The sequence below is a fragment of the Ramlibacter sp. GCM10027632 genome (assembly GCF_042675325.1).
Classification (GTDB): Bacteria; Pseudomonadota; Gammaproteobacteria; order Burkholderiales; family Burkholderiaceae_C; genus Ramlibacter.
In genome coordinates this window covers 189,781-212,565 of the sequence record NZ_JBHTGW010000009.1, presented here as the reverse complement: position 1 = coordinate 212,565, position 22,785 = coordinate 189,781, and the positions used below count along the sequence as shown (strand labels likewise).

The following is a 22,785-nucleotide window of genomic DNA, read 5'->3' as shown; positions in this document are numbered from 1 at the left end:
GCTCACTCCTCACTCTGGCCGATCTCCCGCACCATGCGCAGCACCGCGGCGACGGGTTCGATCAACTCGCTGGGGATGTACTGGTCGACCGAGGCGGTCTCCATCAGCGCCCAGGCCAGCGGCACGTTCTCGAGGACAGGGACGCCCGCTTCGCGGGCAGCTTGCACCATGCGCGCCGCCAGCGCGCCTTCCCCCTTGGCCAGCACGACCGGCAGGGGCGTCCGGCCTTCTTCATAGTCGATGGCGATGGCCAAGTGGACTGGGTTGGTCACCACCACGGAAGCCTGCCGGGTCTTCTGCACCGCCCCTTCCTGCAACATCTCCTGGTGCAGGTGCTTGCGTTGGTGCTTGATGTGCGGATCGCCCTCGGCTTCCTTGTACTCCTGCTTGACCTCGTCCTTGGACATCATCAACTGCTTGACGTGCTGGTGCCGCTGCCAGGCGAAGTCGGCTGCGGCGATGATGGCGTAGCCCACGGAGATCTTCACCATCATGGACTTGAGCAGCAGGCCCAGTGCGACCCCGACCCCCGCCAAACCCGCTTGAGGCAAGGTCAGTAGCACCGGCAGCGAGTCGCGCAGGACCACGTAGATGATGGCCGAGAGTACGGCGATCTTGAGGTTCGATTTGAGGAACTCGACCAGATTCTTCTTGCCGACGATGTTCTTGACGTTGTTGACGACGTTCAGTTTCTTCCCGGAGGGAGTGACCGACTTGATCGAAACCAGCATGCCGGTCTGGAGCATCTCGACGAACAGCCCGAGCCCGATCACGATCAGCAGGTAGGGCAGGAGCAGCGCGATCGAATCGCGCAGCAGCTGCGTCACCACCACGTTGACCGCGTCCTCGAACTGCATGCGCAGCACGCTCGCCGGCAGCACCATCATCTCCCCCAGGCGGCGCACGATGGCCTCGGAATCCGCCAGCATGTACCCGAACAGCGCAAGGATCAGGACCGTCTGGGTGAAGTCCTTGCTGTGGGCGACCTGGCCGTCCTCGCGCGCCTTCTCCAGCTTCTTGGGTGTCGGCAGCTCGGTCTTCTCGCTCATCGCCCGCCTCCCGCGGAGGACCGCCATTGGCCATCCAGGGCCGGAACGATCTCGCGCAATTGCTGCAGCTGGCTCCCCGTGTAGTCGAACAGCGTGGTCATGTACAGGATCAGGACCAGCAGGGCCAGGGCACTCTTGATTGGCATGGCCATGAAGAACACCTGCAGTTGCGGAACGAAGCGACTGACCAGCGCTAGCCCCATCTCCGAAAGGAACATGGCAACGATGGCGGGCGCCGACAGGACCAGCGCCGTGCGCACGATCCGCATCAACTGCTCGAGGAAGAATGGCGCCGCTCCCTCATGCAGCACTGGCGCCCACGAGAAGACGTTCCACAGCCGGAAGCTCTCGTACATCACCTCCAGGAGGAGCAGGAATCCGCCGCTGACGAAGAAGAAGACGATGAAGGCCTGGTTGAACAGGATTCCCAGTGGCGAGCTGTCGTTGCCGGTGAGGGGATTGAGGGAGGCCGCAATACTCGCCCCCCGCTGGTTGTCGATCAGGAAGCCGATGGCCTCGAAGACCCAGAAGGGAATGGCCACCATGAACCCGAGAATGAAACCAACGATCGCCTCCTTCACCAGGATCAGGAAGACCACGGCGCCGTCCGGCCCGGCCGAGGTCACCTGGGGCATCAGCGTCGGCGCTACCAGGGCGCCGAATCCCGCGGCCACCCCGAGGCGAAGCATGCCTGGCAACTGGGCGCGCCCGAAGATCGGGATGGCGATGAACATCCCCAGGATCCTGGGCTGCGAGTACGCCAGCGCCACGAGGAAGGCCTTGCCTTGGGTGTAGAGCGTGGCCTCGTCCATGACCGGCCTAGCGCCCGACCTGCGGGAACATCTCGAACACCGAGATCGTGTAGTTGTACAACTCACCGCCAACCCATCGCGCGGTGAGCGCGAGCATCGCCATCACGGCAATCAGCTTCACGGCGAAGGACAGCGTCTGCTCCTGGATCTGCGTCAGCGCCTGGAACAGCGAGAACAGGGTGCCGACCACCGAGGCCACGATGATGGGCGGCAGCGACAGCCACAAGGTGAGGTACAGCGCCTTGATCATGAAGTTGACGAGTTCGGCGGTATCCATGGTCCCTCACGCATAGGTCAATACCAGGCCCTGGATGAGGCGGGTCCATCCATCGACGGCGACGAACAGGAACAGCTTCAGGGGCAGGGAGATCGTCACCGGCGAGACCATCATCATCCCCATCGCCAGCAGGATGTTGGAGACGATCAGGTCGATCACCACGAACGGCAGATACAGCAGGAACCCGATCTGGAATGCGGAGGTCAGCTCACTCACGAGGAAGGCCGGCATCAGCACCAGGAAATCGGTGGGCTTGACGTCCGCGGCGAGCTCGGGCCCCCACATCTTCTGGGCGGTACGCACGAAGAAGTCACGCTGTTCGGGCTTGGTGTGCCGCTCCATGAAGCCCCGCAAGGGTTCTCCCCCCGTGCGGACGGCAGTCACCAGCGCAGCGACATTGCGCGTCGCGGCAGGCTGCTGCATCACGCCGTCGTAGATCCGGTTTCCGATCGGCGCCATGACGTAAAAGGTCAGGATCAGCGAAAGGCCGTACAAGGCCATATTCGGCGGGATCTGCTGCACGCCCAGCGCATTGCGAACCAGCATCATCACGACCGAGATCTTGAGGAACGACGTCGTGACCACCACCACCAGCGGCACCAGCGCGAGCAGCGCCAGGACGGCGAGTAGGGTGATGGGGTCGAGGCTGTTCATTCGGACGCCTCTTCCTCGCCGGAGGCTTCGGCCGGTTCGGGAGGCCTCTCCGGCTCGATGAGGCGCCCGACGACCACGCCCAGCCGGCCGTCGATTTCCACCAGCTCGCCCCGCCCCACCAGGACGCCGTTGACGCGCAGGTTGACTGCCGACGCGAGCGGCTGCTCCAGGTCGATGACCTGCCCCGGCTGCAGCGTGCGGATCTCCGCCAGGGTCATCGTCCGCTGCCCCAAATCGAACGACACCTGGAATGGCAACTGGTCCAAGTCTCCCGCCTGGGAAATATCGCCTTCGTCGACCATGGCATGACCTCCTTGCATGAATGGCTGGACCACCACCAGTCCCGCCCCTTCGCATCGCACGCGCAGGCCCGCTTCACCGGCTGACAGCCAGAACTCGCCCGCCGCCGTGAGGAAGGGATGCTGCAGAAGCACTGCATCGCCCGGGCGCAGCTGCGCGAACTCCTCCACCGTCAGGCCGGAACGCCCGATCTCGGCCCGCAGGCGCACCGGCAAGGAATCGACAGCCAGCTCGTTGCGAACGGAAGGAAGCCGGGCCACCAGGCCTGCGGCGAGCATGAGCCCGAGGCTGGAGGTGGCCAGACGTGCATGAATCACGGATTCGTCATGCGCCGCCTCGATCAGAAAGACATGGCGCAGCTCTGCGGGACGCTTGCCACCCCGCACCACGGCATCGATCGTGACCTGCCCCTTGCGCAGGGCTTCCAGCGCCTGCATGACTTGCGAGCCAGCGGCCTCCAGCAACGGAGTGACGAAGGCATCGGGCAGCGCGGGCACCTCCAGCGCGGGATGGCACGCCTGGACCCAGGCCTGGGCGGCACTCGCCGGAACGGCGAGTTCGAAAGGCGCCCCGCCCCACTGCAGCCGAATCCGCCATTCGCTGTCGTCCGGCTCGGACTGCCACGGCTCCATCAAGGGAACGAACCTGAGCGTCCACTCTCGCCCGCCCCATTGCACGGCATGCGCATGGGCGCGTTGCGCCAGTGCCGTACGCGCGAGGGCCTCCTGCCGGGTGAGGCGCGGCCACTCCGTCGCAATGGCGGGAGCGGACAGGGCCGCCGGCATCAGATCGAGGATGTCATGCTTCATGGCGCACCGCTCACCTCGAACAGTTGGGGATCTTCCTCGTCGTCGGCCTGCACCCGCAGCAAGACATCACGCCGCAGCTGCCGCGCCAGCTCGGGGGCCTGCAAGGGCGCCGCACGCACCAGGCGTCGCCGGGAGGTCTCGTCGCGGCACAGGAAGTCGACTTGCAGCCGCCCCTCGATTTCCTCGATCGACACGGTCACCCCGGGCAGGAGGTCGTCCTTCAGGTTCATCCGGACCTGCTTTCCGCCGGCTCGCCCCTCGCCCACCATCAGGCGGCTCAAGGCTTCGCCCACCCGGGAAGCGAGCTCCGAAGTCAGCGGATCGGCCGCACCGGCCGCCGGCTTCAGCGACCCCAGGAGCGATGCCGGCGACGGCAACCCCGCGGCGACGGGCGCGGGCCCCGGCGGTGGCGAGGCCATCGCCTGAGCGAACCGGTCACTATCTCCGGCGTCCGGTTGCGCCTGCTGGCCGGACGCACCTGTGTCGGGCGTTCCGGCGCCGAAGCGGGGGACCGAGACGTCCAGGCGGATGCTGCGGTCGGTACTCATTCGTCTGCCTCCCCGCCGCCCCATTCCGCACGGCTCTTGCGCATCTCGGCGGCCTCTTCCATCTCGGCATCCTCCTTGCGTTCGACTTCGCGGATCTGCGCCACCGCGTGGTTGCGGGCTAGCTCGACGAACTTTTCCTTCATCCGCGTCGCCTGCACGTGGGTGGTGCGGCAGTCGTCGAGCTCCTGCTGCTCCCGGACTTGCTCCTCGTGAGCGCGATCGAGGAGGACCGAGTGGTCTCGTTCCTGCGAGCGCATGGCGGCAACCGAGGTGTAGACATCCTGGATATCGCGGAGCAGCACGATGGCGCTGCACAGGTCGTCGAATAACGCCCGCTCCTGGCGCTCGGCGTGGGCGCGGAACTCCATCAGACGCCGTTCGGCCGACTCCCGCTCGGCCTTCGCACGGGCCAGGACCAGCCGCTGCTTGCGCACCGCGAGTTCGGCCTTCCCCTCCCTGAAGGTCTTGATCGCCAGCAGCTCACGGAACATCGACAGGGCCATGGCTATCTCCCCACGAGGGCCAGGAGTTGGTCCAGGGTGTCCGTGAAGGCCGATTTCTCGTCCGTCCGCTGCCGCAGGAAGGCGAGGATGGCCTCTTGCCGGTCGATCGCCTCGTCGGTCGTCTCGTCTCCCCCTCGCTTGTATTCACCGATCTTGACCAGCAGCTCGACTTCCGCGTACTTCGCCATCAGCTCCCGCAGCCGGCCCGCAGCTGCACGATGCTCCGGCGACACCACGTTGTTCATCACCCGGCTGGCTGAAGCGAGCACATCGACCGCGGGGTAATGGTTGGCCGCCCCGAGCTTGCGTGACAGGACGATGTGGCCGTCGAGAATGGACCGCGTTTCGTCGGCGATCGGCTCGGTCATGTCGTCGCCTTCGACAAGCACCGTATAGAGGGCAGTGATCGATCCGCGCTCGTTCATGCCCACGCGCTCCATCAGCTTGGGCAATGTGGCGAAGACGCTGGGTGGAAATCCCCGGCGGGTCGGAGGCTCTCCCGCTGCCAGGCCGATCTCGCGCTGTGCCCGGGCGAAGCGGGTGACGCTGTCCATCAGGAACAGGACCCTCTTGCCCTGGTCCCGGAAGTACTCGGCGATCGCGGTGGCCACATAGGCGGCCTTGGCCCGCTCCATCGAACTCTTGTCGGATGTGGCACAGACGATCACGCTCTTGCGGCGCCCTTCCTCGCCCAGCTCGTGCTCGAGGAACTCGCGCACTTCCCGGCCCCGCTCGCCGATCAGGGCGATCACGGTTACGTCGACGTTGGCGCCCTTGACCAGCATTCCCATCAGCGTCGACTTGCCGCCGCCAGCCGCGGCGAAGATTCCCATGCGCTGCCCCTCGCCGCAGGTGAGGGTGGCATCGAGTACCCGGACACCCAACTCCAGCGGCTGGTGGATCAGCCGCCGCTTGAGTGGGTCAGGCGCATCGGCGAAGACCGGATAGAACTTCTCTGAGACCAGCGGGCCGCGCTCCTTCTCGTCGAGGGGACGGCCCAGGCCATCGAGCACCCGCCCCAGCAGCCCGCTGCCCACCGGCACCATGTGGGCCCTGCCGGTCGGCACCACCTCGGTCGACCCGCTGATGCCGTACATGTCCCCGATCGGCGTGAGCAACGCCGCATCCTTGACGAAGCCGACGACCTCGGCCTTCATCTCGAAGTCCTCGCCCGGATTGCGAAGCAGGCACACTTCCCCGACCTTCACCGTCGGGACGACGGCCTTGATGATGGTCCCGATGACCTGCGTCACCCGTCCCTTGATGCGCAGGATCGGCGTGTCCTCCAAGGCCAGGGACATCATGTCGGTGACGTAGTCGAACTGGCGCATGGAGCTCATTCCCCGGTCAGACCCTGCTTCCCAGGACCTTCAGGAAGGCGGTCCGCAGGGCTTCGAGCTGGCTGTCGATACTGGCCTCCACCAGACCGATCTCGCTTTCCAGGATGCATGCGTCTCGCCCCAGCCGGCTGTCCGCCACGATGTCGAGGTAACCGACGCCCGGATACGCAGCCAGCAGGTCGTTGATCCGCTCCTTCACCGCATCGACCTGTTGCGGGTTCAGACGCAGGGTCATCTGCTTCTGGTTTCGGACCACCGACAGGACATTGCGCACGGTGATCAGGACCCGCTCGCGTTCGTCGAAGTCACAGATGATCTTCTGCACGGCCTGCATGACCAGGTCGACCATCTTCGACTCGACCTTGCTGAAGTAGTCGACATTCCGGGTGACGTTTTCGATCATCTGTTCGGCCTGCTCGAGCCGGGCCTCCTCCCGGCCCTCCTCGTAACCCCGGCGGCGCTCTGCCTCGAATACTTCCCGGGCAGACGCGACGATCTCCTCGGCCTGATTCCTGGCCAGTGCAATCGTTGCCTCCACACTCCGCAACGCGCCAAGCTCCGAGGCCCGCACGATCCTGCACCCCGGTTGCAACCCGATCTGCACGCTGTGGCGTGGCGTCAATGCGCCGTGGGGAATGAAGAAAGCCATTGCGGGTCCATCTCATGGAGTACGGCGCGTGCGACGCCCAGCGCGGCGGGGCCCGCCGCCAGGCCCTCGGGCAATTCTTCGACGGCCTGGCCAGCGACGGTGGGCAGGCGCCAGGTGGCTCGATGCGCCAGCGGCGGCGCCCCTTCGGCCAGGGCGAGTGCGAGCATCGCGCCTCCCAGGCGGGACGCTGCCGCCCGGACATCCGACACGTCGAGCCGATGCAGCGCATCCCGACCCGCCAGCACACCTGCGCGATGCCGCGCGAAGTCGAGGCCATCTTCGCCCAGGCTCTGCGTGAGGGTTGCGACCTCCTCCCGCGAAATGACCTGGCGCACCGCAGAGGCGATCACGACCAGGCCACACCACAGGGCCAATCGTTCGAACTCCGGGTCGGGTAGCAAGGCGATTGGCAGAACGGGATCGTCGAGCCTTTCGACCGGATCCCATGCGGCGTCCTGCAAAAAGGCGGCAGACCAATGGCGGTGCACGATCCGGTCGATCCTGCCACCCCCACTGCCAGCCTCACCCCATACGCGCATCGAGGCCGGCAGGAATTGAGTTCTGCGGGACGCATGGACCCAGCGGGCAGGACACAGGTTGAACGACAACCAGGCCTCGGTCCAGGGCTGATCCATCCATCCGGGTTGGGCGACGCCTGGCATCGGTCAGGCCTCCGGCTTCGGGGTGGCGCGGTTCGGCCACCAGTACTTCCACGCCAGGAATCCTGTCCCGCCGACGCACAGGAACAGGAGCATGGCGAGGACGACGACGACGGGGAGCAAGGCGTCCGAAGCCTGTCGCGCCTCGCCCGGGGATGCGGGCTTCCCGGGCTGCGCATTCACCAGGATGATCGACACCTTGTCCGCGGTCAGCCCGGGGATGCTGTTGGTCACCAGCCGGCGCACCAGCGGCTGGACGGTGTCGAGGTTGTAGCCCTCCTGGTGCTTGATGAAGACCGCCGCCGAGGACGGGACACCGGCCTCGCCCGTCGGGCTGCGCTCGGGCAGCACCACATGGACGCGCGCCACCACGACACCGTCGATTTGCGACAGCGTCGCGCCAAGCTCCTGCGACAGGGCATACAGGTACCGCGCCCGCTCCTCCAGGGGGGAGGAAATCAGGCCTTCCTTCTTGAACACCTGCCCCATGCCGGCAAAGCGCTCACGGGGCAACCCTTTGTCTCGCAGAAGATCGACGGCCCGCCCCATCTGGTCGGACGCGATGCTCACACCGACCATCCCCTCCTTGCCTGGCACCTTTTCCGCCGGGATACCCGCGTTCTGCAGGGCCGCCATGACCTCGTTGGCCTCGGACTCGGGCATGGCGGACATCAGCTCGACCTTCCGCCCGCACCCTGAGACGGCCATCGCCAGGATTGCCAGGGCCACCCATGACAGGAGCGATCGAAGGAAGGTCATGGCATCTTGACCAGTTGGTCCACGTTCTGGATCGACTTGCTGACCACCTTACCCAGGAGGTCGTACTGCAAGGAGGTCACCGCCACCTGGAACTGCAGCGACAAACCTTGCTGGAGCGTCAACGGAGCCGCATTGGGGTCCAGGACCGCCTGGATCTTCCCGTGGGCGGCTCGCATGTCGTTCGAGACGTTCTGCATGGTGGAGAGGATCGATTCGCCCAGGTTGAGTGGCCTTCCGGGCGCCATCGATCCGACCGGCAGAGCGATTCCACTGGTTAGGGCGGCCGGGCCCGCGGGGTCGTCCGGTGCGACGGAACCTGCCGGCCGCATAATCTCGGCGAATCGCGCGGCCGCGGCACCGTCGGCGGGCGGAAGCGAAGCAGGGACAGTCACGACAGCGGGTGCCGGTGTCGCCGCGACAGAGGCCGCAGCTGCGGCGATGGCGGTCAGGTCCATGTCATTTCCCCTCAAGGACGGTGGCGGACTCGCCGAGCATGGCCTTCGCGAGCGGGAAGCCGCCGGCAAGGCGCAGCGCACGCACGTGCTCGCTGCCGCGACCGGCCAGCTGGAGTGCCAACGCACGGAAGGTGTGGAGTACAGGCGCGTCCTGGTCATTCACGCGCAGCAGCCCGCGGTCCAGGGTTAGGACGGCGTCGTTCGCACTGCCATGGTTCATTTGGGCGGACGCGAGCCCGACATACACCGCAGCGCTCTCAGGCCTGACGCGCTCCAGCGCCTCGAAGATACGCTGCGCCCGACGTGCATCGCCACGTGCCGCAGCGAGGAAACCGATCTCCGTCAACAGCCTGGCTTCATTGGGTTCGACAGACATTCATGTTTTCGATGACAGCAGTTCCGCCAATGCCTTGGCGCGTGACAGCACGCCCGGCACTGTGTCTCTCCCCTCACAGAATCGGATCACCACCTCCAGCGCCGCCAAGGCATCCTGGGGGCGTTGCATCAACAGCAGGCACTCCGCGACGTTGAGCGCATGACGCGGGTCGTCCGGGTCCAGCTGGAGCGCGAAGTGGTAGACCTCCATCGCATCCTCGAACCTGCCAAGGAGGCGATGCGCCAGCGCCAGCCCATTGAGATACCGAGGCTGGGTGGGCTTGAAGGTGGTCAGCATGCAGAACTGCCGGAACGCAGCCTCGTGCTGGCCTGCGGCGACCTGCTGGCGGGCCAGTGCGTAGATCGATTCGGCCTCCGCATCCGTCAGCAGGTTGCTGGAGGGAAGCTCCTCCAGTACACGGCGGATCTCTTCGATGGAAGCGCCTGCGGGGTTGAACGTCGTGTCCATGGCCTGATCCCGAGCGGCCTCAGCCGCGTGCGATCACCTTCGCCTGTTCGGCGTTGGCGGCCCACATCTCCCTCAGCGAGCGTGTCAACTCGTCCGCCGCCTGCTTGGCGTTCGAGGCGTTCTCCTGGGCACGTTGCGCATTGCCGAGTCGGCCTTCGCGCTCCTTGTCGATCAGCAAGGCTTTGGCGCGTCCCACGGAGGCATCCTGCTGGCTACCAGCGGCAGCGAGTTCGGTGATCCCGCCCAGCGCCGACCCAACGCCCTGGGCCGTCGCCACATTGGGCGTGCTGGCGGCAACCTTTGCCTGAATGACCCCTTGGACGATCATTCCAGCGCCTTTGACCGTGGAGGCATCGCGCTCCTTCTGTGCGGCGAGCAGGCTGGTCTTGAAAGACTCTTCCGCCTTTTCCTCAGCGATGGATCGCTCCTTTGCTCCCACCTCTCGCTCCAGGTTGCGAATCTCATGCATTACCTGGATGAAAAGGAGTTGGAACTCGTAGAGGCTCGGACCTCGCGACTCGGACTCGATCTTCCCGGCGGCGGAGCTCATCGCAGCCAAACGCTCAGGGTCGGGCTTGGCTTCCTCCAGCTGACTCGTGGGATCCCAGCCCTCTGCGAGTGCCGTCCGGATCCGGCCTGCCGCCGCTGCATACTGCTCTGACGAGACTTCAATGCCGACACGGGCCAACACAAGGCCCTTCAGCGGCTCGCCGTGTCTTGGCGCGGATGCAAAGGTCGGCAACGACGCCGTATGGACATTCGAATTCGAGATTTCAGGCATGGAACGCTCCAGGATTTCGTGGTCGGATTCACCCTCGCGCGGGAGGCTTCTGGCTCATGACCTGCTTCTGGCTCTCCCCCATCTCGTGGAGGATCTGGCTGACCATTTGCGTGAGCTCAGTCTGGTTCGTGTAGGCCTCCTTCAGGACTTCCTGATTGAGGTTCATCTGCGCGTAGAGCGTCTCGGCCAACGCCTTCACGCGCTGGATCTGGGCCTGAACCTTGTCGGCCTCGTAGGTGGCCTTGGCGACCTCGATGTTGATCATCCCCTTGTCGACCGCCTGCATGCTTTGCATGATCAAGGAGGCCTTCTGGATCGTAGATGCGTTACGGGCCAAACTCGCCGCTGTTGAGCTGCCCCCGGTCAACATGCTCAAGGCAACCATCTGGGCAACAGATGCGGCAACGGTGAAGGTGGCAGAAACGATCATCACCTGCTGATCGTCGGCCCCCATCTGGCTTGCGATCTCGCCCATCGCTTCGCCATAGGCGGCCGGGTTGATGACTCCCTGGCCCAGTCCGCCCATGATCTTTCCGACCGACTCGGCTGCCGATGCCTTGACACCGCAGGCCTTGAGTGACTCCGTCAGTGCGCCCTTGATCAGGCGATCTGTATCCAGCGGAGGGCCTCCAGCGGCTCGGCTGATGTCACTCAGGATGGCCGTCCCAAGGCTGAGGAAGGCGAAGTTCGAGATCGCCGCCTTGACAGCGGGCATCTTGACCCCGGGAATGGAGGTCAGCAGGCCAATACCCGTGGCCATGCTGAGGAATTTCGACAACCGGCCGAACATGCCGAACACGCCGCCGCCCTTCATCTTGGCAGCAATGCGCGCGCACTTTCGGCCCCACTCCTCGATCTTTCGGATCTGCTCTTCGTTGTTGCGCTTGTTGATCGTTCGATCGCCCTCGAGACCCTTCTGCGCAGCCTTGATCTGTAGTTGCGACGACTCCTCAATCAGGTAGGCCAACCCGAAGATGCCGGCTGCCGAAACCTGGGATGCCGAAGGCCTCTCAAGCATTGGAGTTCCGTTGCCATCGGTGATGCGCGGAACGCCTCCGCGCGGAAGACCAATTCGCGCCGGTTCACCGTCCCGTCCACGGATTTCGATGAAACGTGGAGAAGCGCCGCCGCCCGGCCCGGACGTCTTGCCAGCCTGACCCTCACCGCCCAGCCAGGTTGTCGGCGGCAGATGGCCGCCCGCACGGATGTCAGTGCTCATGACCGTCTCCGGTGCCATCGGCGGCATGTCTTACCAGCAGGGATGCGAGCCCCTGCGCACGCTGTAGGAGGGCGTCGTGGACGCCGGGCTCACACTGCGCGATCACCGTATCGAGACTCTCGAGCGCGTCATCCACCCGGCCGAGGGATAGAAGGCATTCGCTCAGGTGAAAAGTAGGCGCGGGGTCTGCGGGGTCAAGGACGATAGCGACGGTGTAGACCTTGAGGGCATCCTCGAGCCGCCCGGCCATTTGCAGACTGGCGCCCAAGCCGATGGCGAAGCGCGGCTCCATGTGGTCGTTGAGCGCCAGGTAGCCGAAGACATGGACCGCATCCTGGTAGCGACCTTGCTCATAGAGCCCGTGGGCGACCGCATACAGCGATTGAAGGTCGGCATCGGCCAATCCTCGCAGATGCCCCAGCGGCTCGCCCGCCAGCAACGCATCGCCCAGTCGGTCGGCCAGAAGCGCGGCAGAATCGAATGTTTCGTTCATCGGTCGCTCACAGGGTCCGTGGATCGCTAGCGTCAACGGCCGAAAATGGTCTGGAAGACTTCCCGCTGCGTCCGGTTCATCGTCGCCATCCCCTCGAAGTAGGTGGTCCGCAAGTTGTTCGTCTGAGTGAGCCGCATCGTTTCGATCTGCTGCATCGCGCTCACCGAATCGCTTTCCCCCTGGATGCGGGTGAGGGCGGCCTGGATCTGCGACTTGGGAATCACGCCAGAAGTCACGGACGCAGCCGGCTCACCCGCTGCGCCGCCGCCGACCTTGGCCATCTCCTGGCGAAGACGCGCATCGCCACGGTCGCCATGTCGATCCGTGTAGCTGGCGAGCGCCTTTCCCGCGGGTGACTTCAGGAAGGTTCGGACCTCGTCCAGAAGAACAGGGCCCCCAACCCCTGTTAGGGCGGCAGCATCCTTACTCTCAACGTAAGTGTCTTTCGTAAATGGCACCACACGCATCAGACGCTCACGCGCCTTCGCGTCAGTGAGGAAAGTGAGGATCTCCGGAGTGACTTTCTCGAGCACTTCGGGACTTGCGGCCAACGCTGGCAAAGGCTCTTCTGCCGCGACGACTGTCGAGCTGGTTACGGTCGATGAGCCAATAGCCGCGGTCGACTCAAAAGGCTGCACACCCAACTTGCTCGAAAGGTTGTCGATCTTCGTCTTCAGCGCCGGGTTGGCATCGAGGATGGCCTTGATGTCCTCATTGGGCTTCTTGTTGCTGCACAGGCCATCCAGGTCCTGCAACGCCGATTTCAATTCGGTGAAGTCCTTGATGCGTTGGGTCGTAGAGCTGAAGGTCTTGATCATGCTTTCCATCTGCATGTCGACCACTTGGGTCCTCTCCGCCAGCGCCAGCATGTAGAGCATTGGCGGATCGAGGCGCTGGACCGGCTTGCTTTCGACCGGCGCGACGGGGGTATTGCCCCCGACTTGCATTGTGGACATGGGCGGCTCCCTTGTTGGACTTGATCTGGCTCTTTCCGGACCCGAGGGGTCAGACCAACTGGCGATTCCTGCGTATGGAGCGCCTAGCAGGGGCGCCTCCATCCGCGGAAGCCATCACTCTCTCGAGTTCTTCGTCTGCACGCTGCTGCTCCTCTCGAACCATGCGTTTCACGCTCTCTCGGTCGAGCGGATCGAGCCTGTCCATGACGCGCGCCAGCTTGGCGAGATCGATGCCGCTGTCCTCGAGCAGGCGGTTGGTTCGATCACGGTCCTCGCGAACACGCTCCAGTAGGGCGTCGGCTTCGGCCAGGATCCTCGCGATGCGGTCGTCGGATTCGTCCACGGATCGTCTCCATGCAAGTGGTCTTGTTCTGCCTCGGCCCCGCGTGAGCTGCGATGCCATCACGGCAGGTCGGAGCATCAGTAACCGGGGCTTGGATTCGGTTCCGGCCAATCTACGGACGATCGTCAAAGGAACCACGCCGGAGGCCGTGTTACTACCGGCCAGCACGGCCCTCGCCACCCGCCATCCCGCCTCACGACCGCCTCACCCAGGAGCCAGCATGCACCCCCGTGTCGACAGCAACGCCTTTGGCCCGATCCCGTCAGGTCCCGGCTTCAGCCAGCAGGCGTCCACGCCCTCCGGCTCCCTGCGTGGCGACGCTTGCGTAGCGAAGGACCCGGCGCGGATGCTGGCGGACGCAGCGGAGGAAACGAGCCGCGAGTTGGCCGACAAGGTGGGCCAGAAGTCCCTCGGTGCACGCCAGGTCAAGGCGGGCAAGCGCCCCATGACGCTGTCGATTGAAAAGTGCCAGGAGTACCTTGAAAAGGCTCGGTCCCTCGACGACAAGGCACGTCAAGAGCAATTCACGCGGCAATGCCTGCAGACCGGCGCTCGGCAGGCACATGAACAAGCGGGCCGGCAAGCCCCGGGAAACCCGACGGAGCAATATGCCCTGCTCGAAATGACTCGCCTGGAGGGAAAGGCACGCAACGCCCCCCCGGACGTCATGGCGCGGATCGAGGCCGCGCTCGAAAACCTGGCCGATACCTACGGCAAGGAGATCGAGACCCGCCTCAATACGATCGATGCCGCCGTCAGCTACGGCGAGACCGCGAAGGAGATTTCGACCTTCCAGGCGAGCTTCGACGTTCTCGCCGCTCGCCGCATGAGCGTCGCCGGTACGCTCGACCTGGTCGTGCGGCAATTGGCCGGCGACCGGACCGGCTCGAAGCTGGAGTCCGGATTCGACGCCCTGATTGCCGCTACGGGCCGGCAGCTGGCGATCTGTTGCTCCGCCCCGGAGAAGGAGCACCTCCAAGCCGTCAACACGACCTTGAACGACCTCAAGGTCATGAACACGGTCAAGGCCGGTTGCGAGGAGTTGCTCGTCCGGACATTCGAGAGCGCCGCCAGGGGAGCCTGAGATGCTCCCCGCCTCCGATGCCGACGTGCAGGCGCAGGCATTCGAGTTGATGAAGGAACTGGTCGCGATCACGGGCGAGAAGTGGGTGAGCGCCAGCCGCTTTTCTGCGATCGCCGACCGCTTTGGCGCTAGCCAGACGCAGCAGCGCATCGTGTTCCTGACCGGAATCAAGGCCTTGATGCGCGATATCCCGGTCCAGGTCTTTCCGGACATGGACGCGCGCCAGGCGATCCTCAACGCTGTCCAAGATGCTCTCGACCATGCGATCGAGCAGGAAGACGAAGAACAAGAGGAGTAGGCCATGACGTGGATCCGCGACACCGTTGCTGATTTCGGCCGACACATCGGCATCGATTCCCTGGAGCTGGGGCCGGAAGAATCGGTCCAGCTGACCTTCGCCTCCGGCAGCATCCTGGCCGTCGAGCCGACCCACAGGCTCGACGAGGATGAAATCCTGGTCTACATGGGCCGCCCCGTCGGTCACCAGCTCGCGCCCCTGCTGCGCATCGCGATGACGAAGGCCCACGTCGACCATGGCGGCTCGATGCCGATCCAGGTCGCCTCGAGGGGCACCGGACCGGATGCCATGCTGATTGCGCTGGTACGGCTGCCCCACCGGACCTTCACGCCGCAGGCCCTGGTGCACGCCACGGATCACCTGGGCCGGTGGCTAGATGAAGTTTCGGCCGGCGGGAGCCGCTGAGGCAACGGTGGCGCCATGAGCGACTTCCGAATCGGTTCCGGTCCTTTCTTCGAGCGCGGGATCGACCAGATCACCTTCCGGCGCAACGAGGGTGCGCAGGGACTTCCTGACCGGCACCACCTGATCCCCGCCGACCAGGCCAGTCGGCCGCAACTTGAAAGGTTGCTGGCACGTCCGACGCTGGACAGCCTCGTCGAGGACGCCATCACGCCCGATATCGAGGACCCGGAACTCCTTCTTCCGGCCCGGTTCAGGGGTGTCCTCAAGAACACCTTGGCGACATTGAGGCGCCGGTCGGAGAAGGAAAAGGATCCGCGGTCGAGGAATGCCCGCGCGCTGGCCCGGGCTGCCGGGCTGCTCGCAGAGGAGGACGAGCTCCGCGACCTGGCACAGATGTACCTGTCCACGCTCTACCAAGGCTGAAACCCACATGGACAAGGACGAACGCTCACTCCTCCGGATGCTCGCCCATGTCCTCCTGCAAAACGCACGGCCAGAGAAGGCGGCGATCCTTCTTTCCGCATTGGACGTGATGGAGCCCGAGCAACCCCAGGTCCTGAGAAGCCTCGCCGTGAGCCTGCTGAGGGCCGGCAAGGCCGGACAAGCGCTGGAGACCCTGGACCGCCTAGCCATCGCTGGCGGGGGCGACGCAGTCTTCCACCTTCTGCGGTCCCAGGCCCTGCTGGCGCTGGACCGGTCTGACGAGGCGCACGCGGCGATGCAGGCGTTCCTCGCCCAGCGCAAGTCTGTCCCGCCAGTCCCCGAACCCTGAGGCCACTATGCAAGCCTTGCAAGCCCAACTCCAGCGGGTCGTTCTTCTTGCCACGAGCCGCAACGACCTCGTCCTCGCCTTCATGCTGGTGGCCATCATCTTCATGATGATCCTGCCACTCCCGACCTGGCTGGTGGACGTGCTGATCGGGGTGAACATGACCGTCTCGGCCATGCTTCTGATGGTGGCGATGTACCTCCCCTCCCCGCTGGCCTTCTCCAGCTTTCCCTCCGTCCTGCTGGTCACCACATTGTTCCGCCTCGGGATCTCGATCGCCACCACGCGGCTGATCCTGCTCCAGGGGGACGCCGGACACATCATCTTCACCTTCGGGAACTTCGTCGTCGGCGGCAACCTCGTCGTAGGTCTCGTCGTCTTCCTGATCCTCACCATCGTGCAGTTCGTGGTGATCACCAAGGGCGCCGAGCGGGTGGCCGAGGTCGCTGCGCGCTTTTCACTGGACGCCATGCCGGGAAAGCAGATGTCGATCGACGGCGACATGCGCGCCGGGACGATCGACATGGAAGAGGCCAAGCGCCGCCGCCGTGTGGTGGAAAAGGAGAGCCAGCTCTATGGCGCCATGGACGGCGCGATGAAGTTCGTCAAGGGCGACGCCATTGCAGGACTGATCATCGTGGCGGTCAACCTGCTCGGGGGGATCCTGATTGGAACGATGCAGCGCGGGATGACCGCCGGCGAGGCGGTCAAGACCTACTCCATCCTCACGATCGGCGATGGATTGATCGCGCAGATTCCGGCACTGTTCATCGCCATCTGCGCCGGCATGATCGTGACGCGGGTCCAGGGTGACGAAGGTCCATCGAACGTGGGGCGCGATATCGGGGCACAGGTCCTCGCGCAGCCGAAGGCGCTGGTGATCGCCTCCGCGGTGGCGCTGGGCATGGGGTTGATCCCGGGCATGCCAACGCTCACCTTCCTGGCCCTGGCCGGCGTCCTTGGCGGCGTCGGATTCACCCTCATACGGGGAACCCGCAAAGTGGTCGACGCCCGGACCGGTCAGGTGACCGAAGTACCGGCCATGCAGGCCGCCGGCGAGACCGACAAGAAGACCAAGCCCGACGCAGGCGAGGAGTTCGCCCCGACCGTTCCCCTCCTGATGGACGTGGCCTCGCACCTTCGCGCGAGCTTCGACCCCCAGATGCTCAATGACGAACTGCTCAAGATCCGCAGGGCCCTCTATTTCGACCTTGGCGTACCGTTCCCCGGCATCCAGTTGCAGTTCAACGACAGCCTTGCTCCGGAGACTTACAACATCATGCTGGCCGAGGTCCCGGTCTCCCAGGGCAAGCTGCGCCCGGACCACCTCCTGGTGCGGGAGGCCACCCACAACCTCGACGCACTGCAGGTGCCTTACGAGACGGACAAGAAGTTCCTTCCGAACATCCCGACCCTGTGGGTCACCACTTCACTGAAGGAATCGATGGCAAAAGCCGGGATCGCGTTCATGGATCCGGGCCAGATCCTCACCTACCACCTTGCATTCGTCCTCAAGCGGTATTCGGGGGACTTCCTCGGCATCCAGGAGACCAAATTCCTGCTGTCCGCGATGGAGGCGAAGTTCCCGGACCTCGTTCGCGAAGCGACTCGGGTCCTGCCGATCCAGAAGATCGCCGAGATCCTGCAGCGGCTGGTGTCCGAGGACATCTCGGTTCGAAATCTCAGGACGATCCTCGAGGCCCTGATCGAATGGGGGCAGAAGGAAAAGGACTCGGTGCTCCTGACCGAGTACGTGCGGTCCACGCTCAAGCGGCACATCAGCCACAAGTACTCGAGTGGGCAGAACTTGCTTCCGGCCTACCTGCTGGCGCCCAACGTCGAGGACGTGCTGCGTGGCGCGATCCGGCAGACCAGCGCCGGCAGCTATCTGGCGCTGGAGCCAGCGACCAGCAAGCGGCTGGTCGAGAACATCAAGAAGACGGTGGGCGACCTGTCGGCAGGCGTCCAGAAGCCTGTGCTCCTGACATCCATGGACATCCGCCGTTACCTGCGAAAGATGATCGAGCAGGACCTGTACGAGTTGCCGGTCCTCAGTTACCAGGAACTGACCCAGGACATCAACATCCAGCCGCTGGCCAGGGTGGAACTATGAGTCCGCGGGCCTCAGACGCTGGCAAGCGCGGTATCGATGCCGGGCGTGACGACGAACAACTTCAGGAACCCGCTCATCTCGAAGACGTCGCGGACCATGTCGCGCATGCCGGACAGGGCCAGCCGGCCCTGCGCCGCGCGCAGCTTCTTGCCTGCCAGGAGGATCACGCGAAGGCCCGCGGAGCTGACGTAATCCATGTCGGAGAGGTCGAAGACGAGCCGGGTGCACCCGGCTTCTATGCGCTCGAGGACGACGCGTTCGAGCTCGGGGGAGGTGGCGCTGTCGAGGCGGCCCACGGGACGCAGGATGGTGATGTCACCGCGTGTTTCCTGATGGAGGTTCATCGCTCGCAACCTTAAAAAGAAGGTTTTTATTTTAGTCATTTATTGCTAAAAACATACCCATGGACAGAGACCGCATGCTCGAACTGCGAGTGCTGACTGGCACCCACGCCGGTGCGCGGGCGCTGCTGTCCGAGGGCCCCCAGGTCCTGGGGAGCGCCAGCGATTGCGACCTGATCCTGAGCGACGAGGGCGTGCAGGGGAGGCACCTTCGGATCGAGCGCGATCCGGATGGCGGGATCGTCCTGCGATGGGAGGACGAGGCCGTCACCCCGCTGCGTATCGCGGCCGGTGAAGGCGCGGACATCGGACCGGTGCAGATCGCCATCGACGAAGCCGGCGCACCGTGGCGTACCGACATGCCGCTGCGAACCCCCGTGAGGACAGGCACGGGCGCCACCGGCCCCCACGCGGACGAAGCGCCCCATGCCGGCATCGAACCGGGAGCGGTCGCGCCGTCGGCCCTGGGCGCTCCTGGCGCTCGCCGCAGACCGAAGACTGCGTCGAACTGGCACCGTCGGGCGGCCCTCGGAGGCGCGGTGATGCTCGCGGTTCTGCTCACCATCGGTGCATGGAACTGGCGGATGCGGCTGGCGGTCCCCGTCGCGCAGACGCCCGTGCCCGCCCTGGATGCCGCGCCGCCAACCCAGGCCGCTACCCTGGACCGGGTGATCCGCCAGCTCGGGATGGCCCATCGCGTGCGGGTCGAGACCCGTCCCGGCATGATTTCGGTCGTACGGGCCGTGGGCATCTCGGACGAGGAGGCGGAGGTACTGGCCATCGCGTTGTCACGGCTGTCGCCAAGGCCCGCGCTCGAGATCACATCCGACCAGGAGCTGGCCGCCGCGGTCGCGGAATTCGTGTCCCGCATGGCCCGCGAAAAGGCGCCTGGGCTGAGGGTCCGCTACCTCGGGGACGGTCGCTTCGCGGTGGCCGGGCGGGTGGCAGATGACGGCCTGCGGCGAGAGATCCAGTCGGACCTCAAGCAAGCGTTCGCCCAGGCGCGCGAATTCGAGTGGCATTTGGTGACATCGCCGGAGGCCACCACGAGCCTCGTCGAAGACCTGCGCAACGCCGGCTTCGACGACGTCGCCGGGAGGTGGGACGAAGGCGCGGCGCGCCTGAGCGTCAGCCTCGACGAGAGCAGGGTCCGTGCATGGGAGGTTGCGCTAGCCCGGCTCGTAGGCACGCACAACCTGCCGCTGCGCGCGACGATGACGCTTCGCCAGCCGCCCCGAGCACGGCCCGGCCCGCCACAGCCCGCGCTAAGAAGCGTCATGGGAGGACCCCTGCCCTATGTGGTGCTGGTCGATGGGCGCAAGGTGATTCCAGGCGGCGATGCGGATGGATGGACGCTGGTCGAGATCCAGGCCCGCGCGGTGGTGTTCGAAGGCGTCGGCGGGCGCAGGGTCAGCATGGAGCGATGACGATGGAGCACATGACCGAACTCGAAGGACAACTGGCGGGACATCAGGGCGACCAGGTTCGCCGGGCGTCAGAGCAGACCCTGGACCATATCGAGCAGCGCCTTCGCACGCGGATCAACGCCGGCCTTCCGGCGGGCGAATTTGCGACTGCGAATGCGCTGCTCGATGCCACCCTCGCCGCACGCGAGGTTCTCGAACGCTGGCCCTCGACGGGCAAGCACCGTTGATCCCACCATCCAGGAAACGCTCATCACCCAGGAGGTCAAGATGGCAGCAAGCAATTCGATCAGCATGGAGTCCCTCAACACCACGCTCACGCCGGTCTACAACAGCGCAGAGACGAAACTGTTGACCCGGATCGAGGGCCTCGGCGAGAACCCGAGTACCGGCGAAATGATGCTGATGCAGCAGGAGATGACCCGGTGGACCATGCTGGTGCAGATCCACAGCACGCTGGTCAAGGACTTCAAGGACGCGATGCAGGGCGTGATCTCGAAGATGAACTGAGGGCGCCTGCGCACTCAGACCCGCATGAAGTGGGCCTGCACGCGTGGTTCGCCCCGATCCGGGTCTGGCTGCCCCTGGACGGCGGGCGCGCCTGCTGGCGCCTCGAGGAGTACGCCCCATTCCTCGACGGCCGAAATGAAGCGGGCCACCAAGTCCGCGAATGATGCCGGGTCCGCACCCTCGAGGGGCACCGAACGGCACAAGACGATTTCGTTGTAGAGGGTGTCGACCGCGAGCGTGGCACCCGCGGTCCGTGCGCCAAAGAGATTGCCTTCAAGCAGCTGCAGGAAGACGGCTTCGCGACCCTCGCTCGGCACGGTCCCCAGCGTGCTGTAGATCTGCAGGCAGTCGTTGGCGGCATCGTGCTCGAAGTTGACTGCGATCTTGCCGTCGACGAGCAGACGCGCACACCCGTTGGCGTCGAAGGTGAAGCCGGGAAGGTTCACCCCGCGCCCGAGGTTCTGGAGAAGGTCTGCTGCGTTCATTGCGTTCCCCGAAACGGCCGACATGGTCCAGCTTAGCCGCCGCGACGTGGCTTGTGAAGACGAGATGTCATGCGCAGGCCAGTCCCCGCTCCCCAGGCACATAGCGCAACGACACGCAGGTGATGTCGTCGGCCTGCGCCGTCCCGCCCTCGAATCGCCGGACCTGGCGCAGCAGGGCCTGCGGCAGGTCGCCCACGCCGCCATGGGCCATCACGGTGTCGAGAAGCCGGTCCTCGCCGAACATGCCGCCTCCCGGGTCATGCGCCTCGGTGATGCCGTCCGTGTAGAGCAGCAGGGTGTCCCCGGCACGCAGTTGCACATGCCCCGACAGGAAGTCGACCTCGTCGAAGATGGCGAGCGCCGCGTTCTGGTTGCGAGGAAGCATGGACACCCCGGCGCAGCGATCGCGGATGACCGGTGGGTTGTGGCCGGCATTGACAAAGTCGAGCGCGCCGCTGCGCAGGTCCAGCACGGCGAAGAAGGCGGTGACGAACATCATCTGCTCGTTCTCGGCGCACAGCTGGTCGTTGAGTCGGGCCACCACCTGCGCGGGCTCACGCAGGAACATCGCATTGCTCTTGAACAGCGTGCGCGAGATCGCCATGAAAAAGGCGGCCGGGATGCCCTTGCCCGACACGTCGGCAACGACGAGCGCGAGGTGGTCATCGTCGATCATGAAGTAGTCGTAGAAGTCGCCGCCGACCTCGCGGGCGGGCACCATGAGTGCGTTGACCTCGACATCCCGCGCCGGCGGCGGGTGACGCGGCAGGATGGACTGCTGCATGTGGCGCGCGATCTCCAGCTCCTGCTGGAGGCCGGCCAGTACGGTCTGGTGTGCCATGGCTTGGTGGAGTTCGCGCAGCAGCCCCACCAGCCGGCCGTGCTGGATGCTCAGGAGCCCGGTCATTCGGGCGAGGATGCGGGTGAGTTCAGCCAGCGAGTCCTCGCCGGCAGCGGCGGACCCAGCTACCCCCGGAACGACCTCGAGGGCACGGAGAATGTCGGAGCGGACATCGGCGTCGAGGCTGTCGGCAAGGAGCCTCAACTGCTGGTGGATCGATCCGGCCTGGAGCATGCGCGGCGCATCGCAGGGTTCGCTCAGGGCGTGCATCCGCAGCAGCTCGTTGCGTACCGAGGACAGGCCCAAACCAAGCGCCGCAAGGAGGAGGCTGGCCCCTGCAGAGGCCAGCTCCGGCGACATCCACGGAAGCCGGTCACGATGCCAGAGGGCCACCGCGAATACGATCCACAGGCCAGCCCAGGCGAGCACGAAGGGGGGCGCGGTTCGAACCCTAGACGACATCGCCATCACTCATGTGGTGTTCCTCCCCGCAAGCCACTCGCGCCAAGACCATCACGTTCGCGCCAAAACGCGAACCATCAGGTTAACATCGATCGACTGTGACCTTTCACACGGCGTCCAGATGAACGCAAGCACGCTTCCGCCCAGCGCACCGTTCCGGCGAGACCTGCGCAGCCGGGTCGGCGAGTTCGATGCGCTCGCAAGGTCGCTGACGGCCTGGGGCGAGACCCAGGGCGTGTCCGCCCGTGCCATGCAGGGCGTCGTGCTGATACTCGACGAACTGTTCGCGAATGTGGTCATGCACGGCTACCGGGACGATCCGGACGGCGATGTCGCCATCGAGGCCATGCTGGTCGATGGTCAGGTGCAGGTGACGCTGACCGACCACGCCCCGCATTTCAATCCGCTCGAGGTCGACGAGCCGGACATCAGCCTGGATCTCGAGGAGCGGGAAATCGGCGGCCTCGGGCTGCTGTTCGTGCGCCGAACCGCCGATGCCCTCGCCTACGAGTCCCTCGATGCGCAGGGCCGGCCGGCCAACGTGCTGAGGTACGCCAAGCGCGTCGCCTGAGGTCCGCGAGCCGCGTGGCGGCACGCGGCGCA

Annotated in this window: 32 protein-coding genes; 10 read left to right on the top strand and 22 right to left on the bottom strand. The window is 65.2% G+C overall.

Annotated elements, in window-relative coordinates; translation table 11 throughout:
* Positions 1 to 2: 2 nt before the first annotated feature.
* The 19 genes from sctU to ACFQZY_RS14895 are packed head-to-tail and all read right to left on the bottom strand — an operon-like array spanning position 3 to position 13,450.
* A complete protein-coding gene (gene sctU / locus ACFQZY_RS14985; RefSeq protein ID WP_377417230.1) occupies positions 3 to 1,049 on the bottom strand; it encodes a type III secretion system export apparatus subunit SctU in 1,047 nt (348 codons plus the stop codon).
* Positions 1,046 to 1,861, bottom strand: coding sequence for a type III secretion system export apparatus subunit SctT (gene sctT / locus ACFQZY_RS14980; RefSeq protein ID WP_377417228.1), 816 nt, complete (start codon positions 1,859 to 1,861; stop codon positions 1,046 to 1,048). The genes sctU and sctT overlap by 4 nt, the downstream gene beginning before the upstream one ends.
* Before the next feature lie 7 nt (positions 1,862 to 1,868).
* Positions 1,869 to 2,138, bottom strand: coding sequence for a type III secretion system export apparatus subunit SctS (sctS, locus tag ACFQZY_RS14975; RefSeq protein WP_377417226.1), 270 nt, complete (start codon positions 2,136 to 2,138; stop codon positions 1,869 to 1,871).
* Positions 2,139 to 2,144: 6 nt separating this feature from the next.
* Entirely contained in the window at positions 2,145 to 2,792 is a 648-nt protein-coding gene (sctR, locus tag ACFQZY_RS14970; protein WP_377417224.1) for a type III secretion system export apparatus subunit SctR, read from the bottom strand.
* Positions 2,789 to 3,901 (bottom strand): type III secretion system cytoplasmic ring protein SctQ, encoded by a 1,113-nt coding sequence (gene sctQ / locus ACFQZY_RS14965; protein WP_377417222.1) that lies wholly within the window; start codon positions 3,899 to 3,901, stop codon positions 2,789 to 2,791. Before sctQ ends, sctR begins: the two co-directional genes overlap by 4 nt.
* Positions 3,898 to 4,449: a hypothetical protein gene (locus tag ACFQZY_RS14960; protein WP_377417220.1), complete on the bottom strand. Its 552-nt coding sequence runs from the start codon at positions 4,447 to 4,449 to the stop codon at positions 3,898 to 3,900. The genes sctQ and ACFQZY_RS14960 overlap by 4 nt, the downstream gene beginning before the upstream one ends.
* Positions 4,446 to 4,952: a YscO family type III secretion system apparatus protein gene (locus tag ACFQZY_RS14955; RefSeq protein WP_377417218.1), complete on the bottom strand. Its 507-nt coding sequence runs from the start codon at positions 4,950 to 4,952 to the stop codon at positions 4,446 to 4,448. Before ACFQZY_RS14955 ends, ACFQZY_RS14960 begins: the two co-directional genes overlap by 4 nt.
* Before the next feature lie 2 nt (positions 4,953 to 4,954).
* Complete coding sequence (sctN, locus tag ACFQZY_RS14950) at positions 4,955 to 6,283, bottom strand: type III secretion system ATPase SctN (RefSeq protein WP_377417216.1); 1,329 nt, start codon at positions 6,281 to 6,283, stop codon at positions 4,955 to 4,957.
* A gap of 16 nt (positions 6,284 to 6,299) precedes the next feature.
* Positions 6,300 to 6,941: an HrpE/YscL family type III secretion apparatus protein gene (locus ACFQZY_RS14945; protein WP_377417214.1), complete on the bottom strand. Its 642-nt coding sequence runs from the start codon at positions 6,939 to 6,941 to the stop codon at positions 6,300 to 6,302.
* Positions 6,911 to 7,603 carry a SctK family type III secretion system sorting platform protein gene (locus tag ACFQZY_RS14940; RefSeq protein ID WP_377417212.1) on the bottom strand — a complete coding sequence of 231 codons (693 nt, stop codon included), beginning with the start codon at positions 7,601 to 7,603 and terminating at the stop codon, positions 6,911 to 6,913. Before ACFQZY_RS14940 ends, ACFQZY_RS14945 begins: the two co-directional genes overlap by 31 nt.
* Before the next feature lie 3 nt (positions 7,604 to 7,606).
* Complete coding sequence (gene sctJ / locus ACFQZY_RS14935; protein ID WP_377417210.1) at positions 7,607 to 8,359, bottom strand: type III secretion system inner membrane ring lipoprotein SctJ; 753 nt, start codon at positions 8,357 to 8,359, stop codon at positions 7,607 to 7,609.
* Entirely contained in the window at positions 8,356 to 8,814 is a 459-nt protein-coding gene (gene sctI / locus ACFQZY_RS14930; RefSeq protein WP_377417208.1) for a type III secretion system inner rod subunit SctI, read from the bottom strand. The genes sctJ and sctI overlap by 4 nt, the downstream gene beginning before the upstream one ends.
* Position 8,815: 1 nt before the next feature.
* The gene (locus tag ACFQZY_RS14925; protein ID WP_377417206.1) at positions 8,816 to 9,190 is read right to left on the bottom strand and encodes a tetratricopeptide repeat protein; all 375 of its coding nucleotides are present in this window, start codon (positions 9,188 to 9,190) and stop codon (positions 8,816 to 8,818) included.
* Positions 9,191 to 9,658, bottom strand: a complete 468-nt coding sequence (locus ACFQZY_RS14920; RefSeq protein WP_377417202.1) for a tetratricopeptide repeat protein — start codon at positions 9,656 to 9,658, stop codon at positions 9,191 to 9,193. It abuts the gene before it with no gap.
* A 19-nt stretch (positions 9,659 to 9,677) separates the two neighbouring features.
* Positions 9,678 to 10,439, bottom strand: a complete 762-nt coding sequence (locus ACFQZY_RS14915; RefSeq protein ID WP_377417199.1) for a hypothetical protein — start codon at positions 10,437 to 10,439, stop codon at positions 9,678 to 9,680.
* A 28-nt stretch (positions 10,440 to 10,467) separates the two neighbouring features.
* Positions 10,468 to 11,658, bottom strand: a complete 1,191-nt coding sequence (locus ACFQZY_RS14910; protein WP_377417197.1) for a hypothetical protein — start codon at positions 11,656 to 11,658, stop codon at positions 10,468 to 10,470.
* The gene (locus tag ACFQZY_RS14905) at positions 11,648 to 12,151 is read right to left on the bottom strand and encodes a SycD/LcrH family type III secretion system chaperone (RefSeq protein WP_377417194.1); all 504 of its coding nucleotides are present in this window, start codon (positions 12,149 to 12,151) and stop codon (positions 11,648 to 11,650) included. Before ACFQZY_RS14905 ends, ACFQZY_RS14910 begins: the two co-directional genes overlap by 11 nt.
* 32 nt (positions 12,152 to 12,183) lie before the next feature.
* Positions 12,184 to 13,107, bottom strand: coding sequence for a hypothetical protein (locus ACFQZY_RS14900; protein ID WP_377417191.1), 924 nt, complete (start codon positions 13,105 to 13,107; stop codon positions 12,184 to 12,186).
* Positions 13,108 to 13,156: 49 nt separating this feature from the next.
* Positions 13,157 to 13,450, bottom strand: coding sequence for a hypothetical protein (locus ACFQZY_RS14895; protein WP_377417188.1), 294 nt, complete (start codon positions 13,448 to 13,450; stop codon positions 13,157 to 13,159).
* A gap of 220 nt (positions 13,451 to 13,670) precedes the next feature.
* Here ACFQZY_RS14895 and ACFQZY_RS14890 point away from each other — a divergent pair, with 220 nt between their 5' ends.
* The 6 genes from ACFQZY_RS14890 to sctV are packed head-to-tail and all read left to right on the top strand — an operon-like array spanning position 13,671 to position 18,119.
* A complete protein-coding gene (locus tag ACFQZY_RS14890) occupies positions 13,671 to 14,534 on the top strand; it encodes an HrpJ domain-containing protein (RefSeq protein ID WP_377417185.1) in 864 nt (287 codons plus the stop codon).
* A 1-nt stretch (position 14,535) separates the two neighbouring features.
* Positions 14,536 to 14,832 (top strand): TyeA family type III secretion system gatekeeper subunit, encoded by a 297-nt coding sequence (locus tag ACFQZY_RS14885; RefSeq protein ID WP_377417182.1) that lies wholly within the window; start codon positions 14,536 to 14,538, stop codon positions 14,830 to 14,832.
* A 3-nt stretch (positions 14,833 to 14,835) separates the two neighbouring features.
* Positions 14,836 to 15,237: a hypothetical protein gene (locus ACFQZY_RS14880; RefSeq protein ID WP_377417179.1), complete on the top strand. Its 402-nt coding sequence runs from the start codon at positions 14,836 to 14,838 to the stop codon at positions 15,235 to 15,237.
* Between the two features lie 15 nt (positions 15,238 to 15,252).
* Positions 15,253 to 15,660, top strand: coding sequence for a hypothetical protein (locus tag ACFQZY_RS14875; RefSeq protein ID WP_377417177.1), 408 nt, complete (start codon positions 15,253 to 15,255; stop codon positions 15,658 to 15,660).
* A 7-nt stretch (positions 15,661 to 15,667) separates the two neighbouring features.
* On the top strand, positions 15,668 to 16,009 hold the full coding sequence (locus ACFQZY_RS14870) for a tetratricopeptide repeat protein (protein ID WP_377417174.1): 342 nt from the start codon (positions 15,668 to 15,670) through the stop codon (positions 16,007 to 16,009).
* A gap of 7 nt (positions 16,010 to 16,016) precedes the next feature.
* A complete protein-coding gene (gene sctV, locus ACFQZY_RS14865) occupies positions 16,017 to 18,119 on the top strand; it encodes a type III secretion system export apparatus subunit SctV (protein ID WP_377417171.1) in 2,103 nt (700 codons plus the stop codon).
* Positions 18,120 to 18,130: 11 nt separating this feature from the next.
* On the opposite strand, the gene ACFQZY_RS14860 is transcribed toward sctV, so the two are convergent.
* The gene (locus tag ACFQZY_RS14860) at positions 18,131 to 18,463 is read right to left on the bottom strand and encodes an STAS domain-containing protein (RefSeq protein WP_377417168.1); all 333 of its coding nucleotides are present in this window, start codon (positions 18,461 to 18,463) and stop codon (positions 18,131 to 18,133) included.
* A 74-nt stretch (positions 18,464 to 18,537) separates the two neighbouring features.
* Here ACFQZY_RS14860 and sctD point away from each other — a divergent pair, with 74 nt between their 5' ends.
* The 3 genes from sctD to ACFQZY_RS14845 are packed head-to-tail and all read left to right on the top strand — an operon-like array spanning position 18,538 to position 20,394.
* The gene (gene sctD, locus ACFQZY_RS14855) at positions 18,538 to 19,887 is read left to right on the top strand and encodes a type III secretion system inner membrane ring subunit SctD (protein ID WP_377417166.1); all 1,350 of its coding nucleotides are present in this window, start codon (positions 18,538 to 18,540) and stop codon (positions 19,885 to 19,887) included.
* Between the two features lie 11 nt (positions 19,888 to 19,898).
* Positions 19,899 to 20,114: a hypothetical protein gene (locus ACFQZY_RS14850; RefSeq protein WP_377417163.1), complete on the top strand. Its 216-nt coding sequence runs from the start codon at positions 19,899 to 19,901 to the stop codon at positions 20,112 to 20,114.
* Positions 20,115 to 20,154: 40 nt separating this feature from the next.
* Positions 20,155 to 20,394, top strand: a complete 240-nt coding sequence (locus tag ACFQZY_RS14845; protein ID WP_377417161.1) for an EscF/YscF/HrpA family type III secretion system needle major subunit — start codon at positions 20,155 to 20,157, stop codon at positions 20,392 to 20,394.
* Between the two features lie 14 nt (positions 20,395 to 20,408).
* Here ACFQZY_RS14845 and ACFQZY_RS14840 read toward each other — a convergent pair whose 3' ends face one another.
* Both ACFQZY_RS14840 and ACFQZY_RS14835 read right to left on the bottom strand, forming a co-directional pair.
* On the bottom strand, positions 20,409 to 20,879 hold the full coding sequence (locus ACFQZY_RS14840) for a type III secretion system chaperone (protein WP_377417157.1): 471 nt from the start codon (positions 20,877 to 20,879) through the stop codon (positions 20,409 to 20,411).
* 67 nt (positions 20,880 to 20,946) lie between these two features.
* Positions 20,947 to 22,149 (bottom strand): PP2C family protein-serine/threonine phosphatase, encoded by a 1,203-nt coding sequence (locus ACFQZY_RS14835; protein ID WP_377417154.1) that lies wholly within the window; start codon positions 22,147 to 22,149, stop codon positions 20,947 to 20,949.
* Positions 22,150 to 22,303: 154 nt separating this feature from the next.
* Between ACFQZY_RS14835 and ACFQZY_RS14830 the strand changes: the two genes are divergently transcribed.
* Positions 22,304 to 22,753 carry an ATP-binding protein gene (locus ACFQZY_RS14830; RefSeq protein WP_377417151.1) on the top strand — a complete coding sequence of 150 codons (450 nt, stop codon included), beginning with the start codon at positions 22,304 to 22,306 and terminating at the stop codon, positions 22,751 to 22,753.
* Positions 22,754 to 22,785 lie beyond the last annotated feature (32 nt).

Bases quoted from the DNA above. Each gene is read 5' to 3' on its own strand.
- ACFQZY_RS14955 (WP_377417218.1), bottom strand. From the start codon at position 4,952: ATGGCCCTGTCGATGTTCCGTGAGCTGCTGGCGATCAAGACCTTCAGG.
- ACFQZY_RS14830 (WP_377417151.1), top strand. From the start codon at position 22,304: ATGAACGCAAGCACGCTTCCGCCCAGCGCACCGTTCCGGCGAGACCTG.
- sctJ (WP_377417210.1), bottom strand. From the start codon at position 8,359: ATGACCTTCCTTCGATCGCTCCTGTCATGGGTGGCCCTGGCAATCCTG.
- sctV (WP_377417171.1), top strand. From the start codon at position 16,017: ATGCAAGCCTTGCAAGCCCAACTCCAGCGGGTCGTTCTTCTTGCCACG.
- ACFQZY_RS14925 (WP_377417206.1), bottom strand. From the start codon at position 9,190: ATGTCTGTCGAACCCAATGAAGCCAGGCTGTTGACGGAGATCGGTTTC.
- ACFQZY_RS14850 (WP_377417163.1), top strand. From the start codon at position 19,899: ATGACCGAACTCGAAGGACAACTGGCGGGACATCAGGGCGACCAGGTT.
- ACFQZY_RS14885 (WP_377417182.1), top strand. From the start codon at position 14,536: ATGCTCCCCGCCTCCGATGCCGACGTGCAGGCGCAGGCATTCGAGTTG.
- ACFQZY_RS14900 (WP_377417191.1), bottom strand. From the start codon at position 13,107: ATGTCCACAATGCAAGTCGGGGGCAATACCCCCGTCGCGCCGGTCGAA.
- sctT (WP_377417228.1), bottom strand. From the start codon at position 1,861: ATGGACGAGGCCACGCTCTACACCCAAGGCAAGGCCTTCCTCGTGGCG.
- sctQ (WP_377417222.1), bottom strand. From the start codon at position 3,901: ATGAAGCATGACATCCTCGATCTGATGCCGGCGGCCCTGTCCGCTCCC.
- sctI (WP_377417208.1), bottom strand. From the start codon at position 8,814: ATGGACCTGACCGCCATCGCCGCAGCTGCGGCCTCTGTCGCGGCGACA.
- ACFQZY_RS14905 (WP_377417194.1), bottom strand. From the start codon at position 12,151: ATGAACGAAACATTCGATTCTGCCGCGCTTCTGGCCGACCGACTGGGC.
- ACFQZY_RS14890 (WP_377417185.1), top strand. From the start codon at position 13,671: ATGCACCCCCGTGTCGACAGCAACGCCTTTGGCCCGATCCCGTCAGGT.
- ACFQZY_RS14915 (WP_377417199.1), bottom strand. From the start codon at position 10,439: ATGCCTGAAATCTCGAATTCGAATGTCCATACGGCGTCGTTGCCGACC.
- sctS (WP_377417226.1), bottom strand. From the start codon at position 2,138: ATGGATACCGCCGAACTCGTCAACTTCATGATCAAGGCGCTGTACCTC.
- ACFQZY_RS14940 (WP_377417212.1), bottom strand. From the start codon at position 7,603: ATGCCAGGCGTCGCCCAACCCGGATGGATGGATCAGCCCTGGACCGAG.
- ACFQZY_RS14845 (WP_377417161.1), top strand. From the start codon at position 20,155: ATGGCAGCAAGCAATTCGATCAGCATGGAGTCCCTCAACACCACGCTC.
- ACFQZY_RS14840 (WP_377417157.1), bottom strand. From the start codon at position 20,879: ATGAACGCAGCAGACCTTCTCCAGAACCTCGGGCGCGGGGTGAACCTT.
- sctN (WP_377417216.1), bottom strand. From the start codon at position 6,283: ATGCGCCAGTTCGACTACGTCACCGACATGATGTCCCTGGCCTTGGAG.
- sctD (WP_377417166.1), top strand. From the start codon at position 18,538: ATGCTCGAACTGCGAGTGCTGACTGGCACCCACGCCGGTGCGCGGGCG.
- sctR (WP_377417224.1), bottom strand. From the start codon at position 2,792: ATGAACAGCCTCGACCCCATCACCCTACTCGCCGTCCTGGCGCTGCTC.
- sctU (WP_377417230.1), bottom strand. From the start codon at position 1,049: ATGAGCGAGAAGACCGAGCTGCCGACACCCAAGAAGCTGGAGAAGGCG.
- ACFQZY_RS14870 (WP_377417174.1), top strand. From the start codon at position 15,668: ATGGACAAGGACGAACGCTCACTCCTCCGGATGCTCGCCCATGTCCTC.
- ACFQZY_RS14945 (WP_377417214.1), bottom strand. From the start codon at position 6,941: ATGGCTTTCTTCATTCCCCACGGCGCATTGACGCCACGCCACAGCGTG.
- ACFQZY_RS14860 (WP_377417168.1), bottom strand. From the start codon at position 18,463: ATGAACCTCCATCAGGAAACACGCGGTGACATCACCATCCTGCGTCCC.
- ACFQZY_RS14960 (WP_377417220.1), bottom strand. From the start codon at position 4,449: ATGAGTACCGACCGCAGCATCCGCCTGGACGTCTCGGTCCCCCGCTTC.
- ACFQZY_RS14880 (WP_377417179.1), top strand. From the start codon at position 14,836: ATGACGTGGATCCGCGACACCGTTGCTGATTTCGGCCGACACATCGGC.
- ACFQZY_RS14875 (WP_377417177.1), top strand. From the start codon at position 15,253: ATGAGCGACTTCCGAATCGGTTCCGGTCCTTTCTTCGAGCGCGGGATC.
- ACFQZY_RS14910 (WP_377417197.1), bottom strand. From the start codon at position 11,658: ATGAGCACTGACATCCGTGCGGGCGGCCATCTGCCGCCGACAACCTGG.
- ACFQZY_RS14920 (WP_377417202.1), bottom strand. From the start codon at position 9,658: ATGGACACGACGTTCAACCCCGCAGGCGCTTCCATCGAAGAGATCCGC.